This window comes from Variovorax sucrosi, assembly GCF_051216635.1.
Taxonomy (GTDB): domain Bacteria; phylum Pseudomonadota; class Gammaproteobacteria; order Burkholderiales; family Burkholderiaceae_C; genus Variovorax.
Genome location: NZ_JBPJZU010000002.1, coordinates 463,886 through 476,537 on the forward strand (window position 1 = coordinate 463,886; position 12,652 = coordinate 476,537).

The following is a 12,652-nucleotide window of genomic DNA, read 5'->3' on the forward strand; positions in this document are numbered from 1 at the left end:
CGCCCGCCCCCGTGGCATCCCCAGCAGACGCCGGGATTTGCCCGGAATTTTCCGAGCCGCTCTCAGTCGAAGAACGCCCGAAGCAAGCGATTGGTTTCGTCGGCCCGCTCGTATTGCACCCAGTGGCCGGCCTCGTCGACGACCCGGCCCTGCCGTTGCGGATGCCCCTCGGTCAGTTGGGCGACCAGCGGCCGGGGGTCCGCCGTCACATCGAACGCGCCCCACACGAGCAGCTGCGCGCCGGCGTGCGCCGCGAGCGCCTGCTGCAGACCGCCGGCGAGCGAAATCTCCTTGCTGCGCAGGCGCGTGCCATGGCACGAGATGTCGTGGACGGCGAAGGCCAGCGCGTCGATGGCGGCAGGGTCGTGCAGCATCAGCGCCGCGAGGTTGTGGCGCAGCGCGGCGACTTCTGCCGCGCGATCCGTCGCCGCGCGCCAGTTGATCATCTCGACCGTCATGCGGCGCAAGCTGCCGTGGCCACCGCTGCCGAGCAACGCGAGCCTGCGCACGTTGCCGCGCCGGGCGGCGAACTTCGCGGCGGCGAGGCCGCCGAAGGAGAAGCCGCCCAGGTCGATCGGCGTCCCGATGCCGATCAGCGCATCCAGCGTGCCGCCGAGCGCCGCGAGCAGCGGGTCGAGCGGCGCCTCGCCGGCGGCGAGCGCACGCGGCACGTCGGAGTCGTGAAAGCCCGGCATGTCGGGCAGCCACAGCGCGCGGTCTGCCGACAGCGCATCGACATTGCGGATCCAGTGCATCCAGCTGCCGTGCCCGCCGTGCAGCAGGACGAGCGGCGGCAGGCTCGACTGCGCCGGGCCGAAACGGCGCCAGCGGACGCGGACGCCGTCGTGCACCGCGTCGTGCACGTTGCCCAGGTGCTCGACGCGCGCAATCTCTGCCAGAGCAGCCTCGGTGATTTCAGTGGGGGGCAAGGTCATGCCCGCATTTTCGCCAAGACCTGTGGTTGGTTCAGCTGTGCCGGCGCCGGGTCATTGGCGCCCTGCCCTTGTGTGCGATCTTCCGTGCGATCAGAACGCGACCCTGACGCTTGCCACCACCTGGCGGCCCAGCCCGGGCAGCACGGTGAGGCCGCCCCAGGATGCGGCGTAGTAGGTCTTGTCCAGCAGGTTGTGCACTTCGAGCGTGAGGCGCGTGCGCTGGTCCATCTGCCAGTAGCTCGTCAGGCGCACCGTGGTGTAGGCCGGCAGGCGGTAGGTATCGGTGGCCGTGCCGGTGCGCTCGCCGACATGCACCAGTCCGCCGCCGACCCCATAGCGGCCACCGGAGGCCAGCTTGTCTTCGCGCAGCGCGAACAGGCCGGCGCTCACCCGTGGGATGTTCGACAGCCGCTTGTCCACCAGCGCTGCGTTGTTGTCGCGTGTGACCGTCGCGTCGGTGTAGGCGAAGTTGGCGCTCAGGCGCCAGTGCGTGTCGATTTGACCCGCCAGGTCTGCCTCGAAGCCTCGGCTGCGCACTTCGCCTGCGGCGATGCTGTAGGTGGCACTGGTCGGGCTGGGCGTCAGCACGTTGGACTTGGTGATGTCGAACACCGCCACCGCGCCGTTCATGCGCTGGTCGGGCGACAGCCACTTGGCGCCCACCTCGAGCGCCTTTGCCTTTTGCGGCGCGAAGGCGGCACCGTTTTCGTCCAGACCGGAATTGGGACGAAACGAGCGGCCTGCCGTCACGTAGAGCGAGCTGCGCTCGTTCAGCATGTAGGTCAGACCCACGCGTGGCGACGTGGCCGAGTGCGCCTGCACCTGGTGCGTGTCGGTGAGCAGATTCGTCAGGTCCTGGTTGAACCGGTCGAAACGCACGCCGGTCAGCAGCTTCCACCTGTCGGTCAGATCGATCTGGTCTTGCAGGAACACCCCGTGGCACGCTGGCGGTCGTCCTGCCAAATGCTGCGTATTAGCCTCCCGCGTGGCTGGCCGTACACGGGGTTGTAAATGTCGATCGCTTGGGGCTGGGTGGCCAGGTTCGAGTACCAGATGTCCTGGCCCATCGCGACCCGTGACGAAGTCAGGCCTGCCAGCAAGGTGTGATTGAAGGCTCCCGTGCGGACCCTGCCTTCCAGCTCGGCCTGCACGGAGGTGTCGCGCGAGGGCAGGCTTCGCCAGCTGTCGCGGCGTGTGAGCGTGCGCCCATCCGCCCTCAGCGTGCCGTTCAGATCCACGGCGTCACCAGTGAAATCCGTCTCGCGGTACGACGCACCCACGCGGGTGCGCCAGCCACTGCCCAGGTCATGATCCAAGGTGAGCTGGTGCGTGTTGCCGCCCACGTGCAGGTTGTCGCGCGAGGGCTCGCCCAGGTAGCGGTTGCGCGGCAAGGCATCGACGTTGCCGTTGACCTGGACCAGGCCCCGATCCAGCGGCGTGCGGATGCGGATGAACTCGGCCTCGTACTGCAACACCGTGTTGTCATTGATGAGCCAGGTCAAGGCAGGTGCCACCACGTACTTCTTGTTATCCACCAGGCTGGTGCGGCTCGCGCCGTCTTCCGCTGCCACATTCAGGCGATAGGCCAGGTTCTTGGCAAGCGGTCCGGTGGTGTCGAGCGTGGCGCGGCGAAAGCCCAGACCGCCGATCTGGAAGTCGGCCACGTGCGAGGGCGTGAACTGAGGCTTCTTCGTCACGACGTTGAGCGTGCCGCCAGGCTCGCTGCTGCCGTACAGCGCGGCCGCAGGACCCTTGAGGAATTCCACGCGTTCGACGGTCGCCATGTCGCGTTGCGGGCCATAGCCCCGTCCCGAGGCAAAGCCATTGAGCAGCGAACCACCGTCGGTATTGCTGAAACCACGGATGGCGTAGTTGTCCCAAGTGCCACCGAAGTCGTTCAGACGCGAAATCCCGCTCACGAAGTCCACGGCGTCCGACAGGCGCGTGGCGCCCAGGTCGTCGATGAGTTGCCGGGGCACCACGCGCACGGCCTGGGGCGTCTCGATCAGCGGCGTGTCGGTGCGGGTGGCGGCGGTGTTGCGTTGTGTGCCTCGGTAGCCGGTGGCGTCGTTGGTCTCACGTACCTGCACCTCCTCCAGAGTGGGGGCTTCCTGGGCAAGGGCGGCCAAGGGGAATGCGGACAACGCCAGGGCGGCGCTGGTCAGGGACGAGCGCGAAATCAGAGAACAGACAAGCATGAACAGATGCCGACAAGGTGGAGGCGTGGCGCCGGAGATCGCTGCCTCGTCGAGGCTTGTCGCCACAACATCGGTTGCTAGAAGAGAGCCGTGATTTTAGCTGCCGATGAGAATGACTCTTATTTGCAAAGGTGAACTGGCGCGGGCCGCTACCCCGTGCGCGATGACGCCGGCTGCCGCGTCGTCGCTCAACGCGAATCGAGGACGGCCCCGAAGCGGAAGCTCGACACCGCGATGCCGCCCATGAAGGCGTCCTCGTGATAGACGCGCTCGCCGGCCTCGCCTTCCGCCGCGCCGACGGCGACCATCAGCGGGATCAGGTGCTCCTCGCGCGGATGCGCGACGCGCGCAGCCGGCGCCGACGGCCAGTCGATCAGCTGCGCCACCCGCTCGGCCGGCGTGGCCTGCACCACCGCCCGGCCGAGCCAGTCGTCGAAGGCCTTGGACACCTCGCGCGCCTGCGGGCCGAAGTTGCGCAGGTTGTGATAGCTCAGCCCGCTGCCGATGATGAGCACGTCTTCGCTGCGCAGCGGCGCCAGCGCGCGGCCCAGCGCCAGGTGCTCGGCCGGGTCGAGCCCGCGCTTGAGCGACAACTGCACCACCGGCACTTCGGCCTTCGGATAGATCGCAGCCATGGGCGAGAACATGCCGTGGTCGTAGCCCCGCTCGGCATCGACGGCCGACGGCAGGCCGGCCGCATCGATCAGCTGGCGCACGCGCCCCGCCAGCTCGGGCGAACCGGGCGCGTCGTAGTGGATCTGGTAGGTGTGCGCCGGGAAGCCGCCGTAGTCGTAGACCATCGGCGGCCGCGGGTGCGTCTGCACGGTGAAGGCCGGCGCTTCCCAATGGGCGGAAACCATCAGGATGGCGCGCGGCGTGCGGCCGAGCTGGCGCGGGATGTCGGCCAGCGAAGCCTCGAGCTGGGCATAGGCATCGCCCATTTCGCGCTTCATCCACGGCCAGGGGCCGCCGCCGTGCGAAATGAAATAGGTGGGAAGGGTGGTGTGGGTCGCGGTCATGGAATGCTCCTTGGCACGAGTCTAGAGATTTCACCTGCGGAAATCGATGGGCTAGCATTCATCGCATCATTTCTCCAGAGGAAATCATCCATGGACCGTTTGACCAGCCTGCGCGTGTTCCGGGAGGTGGTGGATGCCGGCAGCTTCGCCGCCGCGGCGGCCCGCCTGGACCTTTCGGCGCCGATGGCCAGCAAGCATGTCGCGCAACTGGAGAAGTCGCTCGGCGCACGGCTGCTGAACCGCTCCAGCCGCCACCTGAGCCTGACCGAAGCCGGCACCGCCTGGTATGCGCAGAGCGCCCAGGCGCTCGACCTGCTCGATGCCGCCGAGGCGACCATCGGCCGCAAGAACGAGGCGCCGCGCGGCCAGTTGAAGGTCAGCGCGCCGGTGTGGTGTGCCACGCCCCGCATCGCCCGCGTGCTGGCCGACTACCGCGAGGCCTGCCCCGAAGTGCTGGTCGACATGCACCTGGAAAACCGCAAGGTCGACCTGGCGGCCGACGGCTACGACCTGGCTTTGCGCGCCACCCAGGAGCCCTCGCCCGCTCTCATCGCGCGGCCGCTGTGCCAAGTGCAATTCCATCTGGTCGCCTCGGCCGCGCTGCTGGCCCGCGACGGCACGCCTGCGAACCCGGCCGAGCTGGCGCGGCTGGGCGCCATCGTGCCGAGCTACGTCAACCTGGAGGGCTTCGTGCTGCGAGGGCCGGCCGGGCGACAGGCACCGCTGCGACTCGCCCCGGTGCTGCGCTCCGACGACACCAACCTCACGCTGCACGCGGTGCGCGCCGGCATGGGCGTGTCGTTCCTGCCGGCGTGGCTGGTCGAGGAGGACATCGCGGCCGGCCGCCTCGTGCAGGTGATCCCCGCCTACAGCGTGGCGCCGGTGACGCTCTTCGCGGTCTACACCAGCCGCCAGTACATGGCGCCGAAGCTGCGCAGCTTCATCGATTTCCTGGGGCAGGCGCTGGCGCGCACGGGTGACAGGCCGTGACACGCAGCGGGGCCTAGACTGGCTTCCTTCACAGCCCAGAGATCACGCCATGCCCTTCGACATCGACCGCACCGCCCTCGAACTCCGCTCGCTGATCACACCATCCGGCGAGCTCGAAGTGAGCCTGGCCGAGGTGACGATCGCCACCCCCGGCCCCGAAGAGGTGGTGGTGCGGCTGGAGGCCGCGCCGATCAATCCGTCGGACCTCGGCCTGCTCTTCGGTGCCGCAGACATGACGACGGCCGCCGTGTCCGGCACGCCCGCGCGGCCGGTGGTGAAGGCACGGGTGCCCGAGGCCGGCATGAAGGCGATGGCCGGGCGGCTGGGTGAATCGATGCCGGTGGGCAACGAAGGTGCCGGCACGGTGGTCGAGGCCGGCAGTTCGCCCGCGGCGCAGGCGCTGCTCGGCAAGACCGTGGCGCTGATCGGCGGCGCGATGTACGCGCAGTACCGCGTGATCGCGGCCGACCAGTGCCTGCGGCTGCCCGACGATGCGACGCCCGCGGAAGGCGCGTCGTCCTTCGTCAATCCACTGACCGCGCTCGGCATGGTCGAGACCATGAAGCGCGAAGGCCACGCCGCGCTGGTGCACACGGCGGCAGCGTCGAACCTCGGCCAGATGCTGCAGCGCATCTGCCTGAAGGACGGCATCGCGCTGGTCAACATCGTGCGCAAGCCCGAGCAGGTCGCGCTCCTCCAGTCGCAGGGGGCGGTGCATGTGTGCGACGCCAGCGCGCCCACCTTCCTCGACGACCTGACCGAGGCGCTGGTGGCGACCGGCGCCACGCTCGCCTTCGACGCCACCGGTGGCGGCCCGCTGGCCGGGCAGATCCTCGGCTGCATGGAAGCCGCCCTGCTGCGCACCGCGCCGGTGTACAGCCGCTATGGCACCAGCACCCACAAGCAGCTCTACCTCTACGGCGGGCTCGACACGCGACCCACCGAATTCCGCCGCACCTTCGGCATGGCCTGGGGCATGGGCGGCTGGCTGCTGTTCCCGTTCCTGCAGAAGATCGGCGCGGCCGCGGCCGGGGTGCTGAAGCAGCGCGTGGCGGCGGAACTCAAGACCACCTTCGCGAGCCGCTACGCGGGTGAGCTTTCGCTGGCTGAGGTGCTGTCGCCGGCCGCGGTGGCGCGCTACAACCAGCGCGCCACCGGCGAGAAGTTCCTGATCGCGCCGCACAAGCGCTGAGCACGCGCGGCCTCGCGGCGGAGGGCGTCTGCCCGGCCAAGGCCTGATGCGCACGAGGGCACGGCGAGGCCGCTAAAGTCGATGCCCTTCACCGCATGATCGACGCGCCTGCCGCGCCGACGACGTCAGAGAGAGACCCCCGCCTTGTTCCGCTTCTTCGAGAGACTCCTCGACTCTTATCCCGTCACCGAACCGGCGCGCCCGCCCGACGGCTTCTTCGCCTTCCTCTGGGCCTGCACCGACGGCCTGCGCAGCAAGATCGCCGCGATGGCGTTGCTCACTGCCGGCATGTCCGCCTTCGAGGCCCTGCTCTTCGCCATGCTGGGCCGCATCGTCGACTGGCTCGGCGGCCAGGTGCCGTCGCGGCTGTGGGAGGAGCGCGGCACCACGCTGCTGTGGCTGGCCTTCGCCCTGGCCGCGAGCATCGTCGTGGTGGCGCTGCAGACCATCGTCAAGCACCAGACCCTGGCCATCAACCTGCCGATGCGGCTGCGCTGGAACTTCCACCGCCTGATGCTGGGCCAGAGCATGGCCTTCTACCAGGACGAGTTCGCCGGCCGCATCACCGCCAAGGTGATGCAGACCGCGCTGGCGGTGCGCGACACCGTTTTCGTGCTGGCCGATGTGCTGGTCACCATGGGTGTGTACGTCGCCACCATGATCGTGCTGTCGGCGGTGCTCGATCCGCAGCTGATGATCCCGTTCGTGGTCTGGGTGCTGCTCTACGTCGCGCAGCTCGCCTGGTTCGTGCCGCGGCTCGGCAAGATCGGCAAGGCCCAGGCCGATGCACGCGCGCTCATGACCGGTCGCATCACCGATGCCTACACCAACATCGCCACGGTGAAGCTGTTCTCGCACACCCACCGCGAGGCCGGTTTCGCGCGTTCGGCCATGCAGGAATTCCAGGCCACCGGCCAGGCGCAGATGCGGCTGGTCAGCGCCTTCGAGATCGTGAACCACACGCTGAGCATGGGGCTGACCGCCGGCATGGCCGGCACCGGCCTCTGGCTGTGGTCGCAGGGAACGGTGGGCGTGGGCACGGTGGCGGCCGCGACCGCCCTGGCGCTGCGCCTGCAGGGCATGTCGCACTGGATCATGTGGGAGATGACCAGCCTGTTCGAGAACATCGGCACGGTGCAGGACGGCATGAAGACGCTGTCGCGCGCGCGCACGGTGGTCGACGCGCCGGCTGCGAAGGCGCTGCAGGTGCCGCACGGTGAAGTGCGCTTCGAGCATGCGAGCTTCCGCTACGCCGAAGGCCGCCCGCGCGTCATCGACGACATGACGCTGGTGGTGCGCCCCGGCGAGAAGATCGGCCTGGTCGGCCGCTCGGGCGCCGGCAAGTCGACGCTGGTGAACCTGCTGCTGCGCTTTCACGACCTGGACGGCGGCCGCATCCTGATCGACGGCCAGGACATCGCCCAGGTCACGCAGGATTCGCTGCGCAAGCACATCGGCATGGTCACGCAGGACACCTCGCTGCTGCACCGCTCGGTGGCCGACAACATCGCCTACGGCCGCCCCGATGCACCGGACGGCGAGGTTCGGGCCGCGGCCGAACGCGCCGAGGCGCACGACTTCATCGGCACGCTGGGCGACGCGACCGGCCGCAGCGGCTACGAGGCCCATGTGGGCGAGCGCGGCGTGAAGCTGTCGGGCGGCCAGCGCCAGCGCATCGCCATCGCGCGGGTGATGCTGAAGGACGCACCGATCCTGCTGCTCGACGAGGCCACCAGCGCGCTCGACTCCGAGGTCGAGGCCGCGATCCAGGCCAGCCTGTACCGCCTGATGGAAGGCAAGACGGTGATCGCCATCGCGCACCGCCTGTCGACCATCGCGGCGATGGACCGGCTCATCGTGCTCGACGAGGGCCGGGTCGTGGAAGACGGCGACCACCAGACGCTGCTGGCGCAGGGCGGGCTCTACGCCCGGCTGTGGGCGCACCAGAGCGGCGGCTTCCTGGGCGAGAGCTGAGGCGGCCGGGCCGAGGCCGTGAGCATGCCGGTCACGCCCTTTGTTCAGCCGCACGGCGGCGACCGCGCGAACGAAACATCTCCCGCGCTTTCATTCAAGACCGGTGGGCGTCCGACCGATAAGGTCGACTGCATCCACCCAGCTGATCACACCGGAGAACTGCGCGCTGGTTGGCTGCAGGTGCTGCTGGGGCTGCAGCGCGACTGGACACGCAAGGCCACCTACGACGCCGCGCGCGCTGTGATCGCGCGCAACGGCGGCAGCTATGGCATCGGCTTGAACTACGCGCGGGACATGCTGCCCCGATAGGCTCTTCGAACGCACGGCTTGGCGCCGGTGGGTGCATTCGCGCATCCGCACGCCGGTGCATGCAGTGCCGCGGCGCCGACTACAACTGAAATCTTCGCGCCAGGTCCTGAAACCCCGCAGCAACCACGCCCACCCATCATGGGCTCCAGCGCAACACATCCGTTGTGCCTGAAAGAGCAGGCCGAGCTGGTCGTTCAAGGAGCCTTCATGCGTTCGTCGTCAACCCACCTGCTGATCGTGCGCGGCGGCCTCGCGCCCTGGCAGGCGCGCGTGGCCCAGGAGTTGCTCTCGCAGGGGCAGTCCTGCGCGGAAGCCGCAGCCGCCTGCCGTTTGTCCCGCGGCCATTTCGGCAAGGCCTTCAAGCAAAGCGTCGGACACTCGCCGCATGCCTGGCTCACGGCACAACGCATCGAGCAAGCCCGCCGCCTGCTGCTGGCACGGGACATTCCGGTGGCCGAGATCGCGGTGACCTGCGGCTTCGCGGACCAGAGCCATTTCACCCGCACCTTCGCCAAGGAAGTCGGCGTGCCGCCGGTGCACTGGCGTCGCGCACATCTTCAGGCAGAGGTCGGCCGCGGCCATGCCGGCGGAACCGCGCACGCCGGTTGATCGCGACCGCAGCGCAGCCGTCGCGCGCATCGCGACAGGCGCTCGATGGCCGCGGGCCCTCAGTCGGCCTCGATCTTGGCGGCCTTCACCACCGCGGCCCAGTCCTCCGACTCCTTCTTCACCTTGGCGTCGAGCTGTGCCGGCGTCTGGTAGTCGGCCGTGGCGCCCTGCTCTTCGGCCTTCTTCTGGAAGGCCGGCGCCGCGACCACCTTGGCGATGTCCGCCGACAGCTTGTCGACGATCGGCTTCGGCGTCTTGGCCGGCGCATAGACCGCGAACCAGGAGGTGGCGTCGAGCTTCGGCAGGCCCGCTTCGGCGGTGGTCGGTACATCGGGCAGGCTCGGCAGCCGCGCCTTGCCGGTGGTCGCGAGCACCCGCAGCTTGCCGCTGTGGATATGCGGAATGAAGGGCGGCGCGGTGCCGAAGGTGATGTCGACCTGGCCGGCCAGCAGGTCCTGCAGCGCCGGGCCGGTGCCCTTGTACGGGATGTGGGTCATGCGGATGCCGGCCTGCTGCTCCAGCATGGCGCCGGTGGCGTGCTGCAGCGAGCCGTTGCCCGACGAGGCGTAGTTCACCTTGCCGGGGTTGGCCTTGGCATAGGCCACGAACTCGGCCATGGTCTTGTACGGCAGGTCTGCCCGCACCACCACGATCTGCGGTGCCGAGATGACATTGGCAACCGCCGTGAGGTCCTGCGGGCCCCATTGCGGCGCCTGCTTGCTGACCAGCGGCGTGATGACGTGGTAGCCGGAGTACTGCATCAGCAGCGTGTAGCCATCGGCTTCGGCGCGCTTGACCGCGATGGCCGCGATGGCGCCGTTGCCGCCGCCGCGGTTGTCGACCACCACCGTCTGGCCCAGCGCGGTGCCGAGCGGCACGCCGAGCATGCGCGCCGAGATGTCGGTGGTGCCGCCGGCGGCGGTGGGCACCAGCAGCGCGACCGGACGGGTCGGGTAGTTGCCCGGCTGGGCCGATGCGCTGGCGGCGACCACCGCGAGCAGCGTGGCGGCGGCGGCGAGCGTGTGGCGGCGGGAACAAGGAATGGAATGCATGAGGGAGTCTCCGTTGCTATAGGTATGGGTGTGTGGGATGGCGTCGATCAGCCGCGTGCCGCGGCGCGCTCGCGCCAGGTCTCGAAATCGGACGGCGGCGCGTGCAGGTCGAGCCGGCGGCCGGCCTTGGCGATCTGGCTCGGGGTGTCGTGGCCGATCAGGGCCGGCAGTCGCCGTGCGGCTTCCAGCAGCACCGCCAGGTCGCAGCCGCTGTCGTAGTCCATGAGTTCGAGCGCATGCACGATCTCTTCGGTGCACACGTTGCCGCTGGCGCCGGGCGCATAGGGGCAGCCGCCCAGGCCACCGAGCGAGGCGTCGAAGCGGTCCGCACCGGCGTCGATGGACGCCAGCACGTTGGCCAGGCCCATGCCGCGCGTGTTGTGGAAATGCAGGGTCAGCTCGGTGCCGGCGAAGCGCTCGCGAAAGCCGCGCGTCAATGCCGCGACCTGGGTCGGGAAGGCCATGCCGGTGGTGTCGCACAGGGTGATGCCGCGGGCGCCGCGCGCGACGAAGCGCGCCGCCCAGTCGAGCACCACGTCGGGCGGCACGTCGCCTTCCATCGGGCAGCCGAAGGCGCAGGAGAGCGAGACGTTGATGGGCACCTGCGCCTGCTGCGCCAGCGCCACCACGGCCGTCAGTGCAGCGAAGGACTGCTCGCGCGTCATGCGCAGGTTGGCGAGGTTGTGCGTCTCGCTGCAGGACATCACGAGGTTCAGCTCGTCGGCACGGGCCTCGATCGCGCGCTCGGCACCACGCAGGTTGGGCACGAGGCAGGTGTAGACGACGCCCGGCGCGCGCCGGATCTCGCGCAGCACGATCTCGGCATCGCGCAGCGCGGGGATGGCCTGCGGCGACACGAAGGACGTCACCTCGATCTTCGCCAGGCCGGCCGTGGACAGCAGATCGACCAGCGCGATCTTGTCGGCCGTGGGAACGAAGGCCTGCTCCATTTGCAGGCCGTCGCGCGGGCCGACGTCCTGCAGGTGGATGCGGCGGCGCGCGCCCTGCCAGACCGTCGAGGTCGGGGTGATGGGCGTGTTCGGCGTGTTCATGCCGCGATGCCTTTCTCGCGCAGAACCGCGATCTGTGTGTCGGTGAGGCCGGCTTCGCGCAGCACGGCATCGGTGTCGTCGCCGAGCCGCGGCGCCGAAGACCGGATGCTGCCCGGCGTGCCCGACAGCTTGGGCACGATGCCCGGCACGTCCAGCGTGTGGCCGTCGCGGGTCTGCTGCGCAAGGATCATGTCGCGCGCCCGGTAGTGCGGGTCTTCGTGGATGTCGCGGGCGGTGTAGACCTTGCCGGCCGGCACCTTGGCCGCGCCCAGCACGTCCAGCACCTCGGCCATGGGCCGCGTGCGCGTCCAGGCGCCGATGGCGCTATCGAGATCTTCCACACGGGCCACGCGCCCGGCGTTGGTCTGCAGGTCGGGCGCGCTCGCCAGCTCCGGCCGACCGATGGTGTCCATCAGCCGGCGAAAGATGCTGTCGCCGTTGCCCGCGATGAGCACGTAGCCGTCGGTGCATGGGTAAGCATTGCTGGGCGCGATGCCCGGCAGCGCGCTGCCGGCGGCGTCGCGCACCGCACCGAAGGCGCTGTACTCGGGCAGGAGGCTCTCCATCACGTTGAACACCGCTTCGTGCAGCGCCACGTCGATCACCTGGCCCTGGCCGCCGTTCACCTTGCGGTGGTAGAGCGCGGTGAGCACGCCGATGGCGCCATGCAGCGCCGCCAGCGTGTCGCCGATCGACACGCCCACGCGCACCGGCACCCGGCCGGGCTCGCCGGTGAGGTGGCGCAGGCCGCCCATGGCCTCGCCGATCACGCCGAAGCCCGGCAGGTCGCGGTAGGGGCCGGTCTGGCCGTAACCCGAGATGCGCAGCATCACCAGGCCCGGGTTGCGCTGGCGCAGCTCGTCCCATCCGAGGCCCCAGCCTTCCAGCGTGCCGGGGCGGAAGTTCTCGATCAGCACGTCGGCCTCGGCGATCAGGGTGCGCGCGATGTCCTGGCCTTCGGCACTGCGCAGGTCGAGTGCGACGCTGCGCTTGTTGCGCGACTGCACCTGCCACCAGACAGAGGTACCGTCCTGCAGCAGCCGCCAGTTGCGCAGCGGGTCGCCGGCGCCCGGCGCCTCGATCTTGATCACCTCGGCGCCGAACTCGCCGAGCGTCTTGCCGCAGAAAGGGCCGGCGATCAGCTGACCCATCTCGATGATGCGCACGCCGGCGAGCGCGGCGGTGCGGGCAGGTGTGGTGGGGGCAGCAATCAAGGTGTTGTCTCTCGGATGGGCACGGAGGTCGGATCATGGTCACTCGCCACGGCCCTGCAAAGCGCTCATCGACGAGCGCACCATCGCGATCCGCGATGATGGGCACCC

General features: G+C 69.5%; 12 protein-coding genes. 5 read left to right on the plus strand and 7 right to left on the minus strand.

What is annotated here, in order from left to right:
- Positions 1 to 62: 62 nt before the first annotated feature.
- From ACSFBE_RS05240 to ACSFBE_RS05255, 4 genes are all read right to left on the minus strand, one after another.
- Positions 63 to 935: an alpha/beta fold hydrolase gene (locus tag ACSFBE_RS05240; protein WP_435489315.1), complete on the minus strand. Its 873-nt coding sequence runs from the start codon at positions 933 to 935 to the stop codon at positions 63 to 65.
- A gap of 90 nt (positions 936 to 1,025) precedes the next feature.
- Complete coding sequence (locus ACSFBE_RS05245) at positions 1,026 to 1,868, minus strand: TonB-dependent receptor (RefSeq protein ID WP_435489316.1); 843 nt, start codon at positions 1,866 to 1,868, stop codon at positions 1,026 to 1,028.
- Positions 1,841 to 3,199 (minus strand): TonB-dependent siderophore receptor, encoded by a 1,359-nt coding sequence (locus ACSFBE_RS05250; protein WP_435489317.1) that lies wholly within the window; start codon positions 3,197 to 3,199, stop codon positions 1,841 to 1,843. The genes ACSFBE_RS05245 and ACSFBE_RS05250 overlap by 28 nt, the downstream gene beginning before the upstream one ends.
- A 122-nt stretch (positions 3,200 to 3,321) precedes the next feature.
- Positions 3,322 to 4,152: a DODA-type extradiol aromatic ring-opening family dioxygenase gene (locus ACSFBE_RS05255; protein ID WP_435489318.1), complete on the minus strand. Its 831-nt coding sequence runs from the start codon at positions 4,150 to 4,152 to the stop codon at positions 3,322 to 3,324.
- A 90-nt stretch (positions 4,153 to 4,242) separates the two neighbouring features.
- Between ACSFBE_RS05255 and ACSFBE_RS05260 the strand changes: the two genes are divergently transcribed.
- From ACSFBE_RS05260 to ACSFBE_RS05280, 5 genes are all read left to right on the plus strand, one after another.
- Entirely contained in the window at positions 4,243 to 5,142 is a 900-nt protein-coding gene (locus ACSFBE_RS05260; RefSeq protein ID WP_435489319.1) for a LysR family transcriptional regulator, read from the plus strand.
- Positions 5,143 to 5,191: 49 nt separating this feature from the next.
- On the plus strand, positions 5,192 to 6,334 hold the full coding sequence (locus ACSFBE_RS05265) for a zinc-binding dehydrogenase (protein ID WP_435489320.1): 1,143 nt from the start codon (positions 5,192 to 5,194) through the stop codon (positions 6,332 to 6,334).
- Positions 6,335 to 6,478: 144 nt separating this feature from the next.
- Positions 6,479 to 8,308 (plus strand): ABC transporter ATP-binding protein, encoded by a 1,830-nt coding sequence (locus ACSFBE_RS05270; protein ID WP_435489321.1) that lies wholly within the window; start codon positions 6,479 to 6,481, stop codon positions 8,306 to 8,308.
- A gap of 24 nt (positions 8,309 to 8,332) precedes the next feature.
- Positions 8,333 to 8,617, plus strand: a complete 285-nt coding sequence (locus ACSFBE_RS05275) for a hypothetical protein (protein WP_435489322.1) — start codon at positions 8,333 to 8,335, stop codon at positions 8,615 to 8,617.
- Positions 8,618 to 8,824: 207 nt separating this feature from the next.
- Complete coding sequence (locus ACSFBE_RS05280; protein ID WP_435489323.1) at positions 8,825 to 9,226, plus strand: helix-turn-helix transcriptional regulator; 402 nt, start codon at positions 8,825 to 8,827, stop codon at positions 9,224 to 9,226.
- 59 nt (positions 9,227 to 9,285) lie between these two features.
- On the opposite strand, the gene ACSFBE_RS05285 is transcribed toward ACSFBE_RS05280, so the two are convergent.
- The 3 genes from ACSFBE_RS05285 to ACSFBE_RS05295 are packed head-to-tail and all read right to left on the minus strand — an operon-like array spanning position 9,286 to position 12,544.
- The gene (locus ACSFBE_RS05285) at positions 9,286 to 10,278 is read right to left on the minus strand and encodes a Bug family tripartite tricarboxylate transporter substrate binding protein (RefSeq protein ID WP_435489324.1); all 993 of its coding nucleotides are present in this window, start codon (positions 10,276 to 10,278) and stop codon (positions 9,286 to 9,288) included.
- Between the two features lie 47 nt (positions 10,279 to 10,325).
- Complete coding sequence (locus tag ACSFBE_RS05290; RefSeq protein WP_435489325.1) at positions 10,326 to 11,330, minus strand: hydroxymethylglutaryl-CoA lyase; 1,005 nt, start codon at positions 11,328 to 11,330, stop codon at positions 10,326 to 10,328.
- Positions 11,327 to 12,544 (minus strand): CaiB/BaiF CoA transferase family protein, encoded by a 1,218-nt coding sequence (locus ACSFBE_RS05295; RefSeq protein WP_435489326.1) that lies wholly within the window; start codon positions 12,542 to 12,544, stop codon positions 11,327 to 11,329. Before ACSFBE_RS05295 ends, ACSFBE_RS05290 begins: the two co-directional genes overlap by 4 nt.
- Positions 12,545 to 12,652 lie beyond the last annotated feature (108 nt).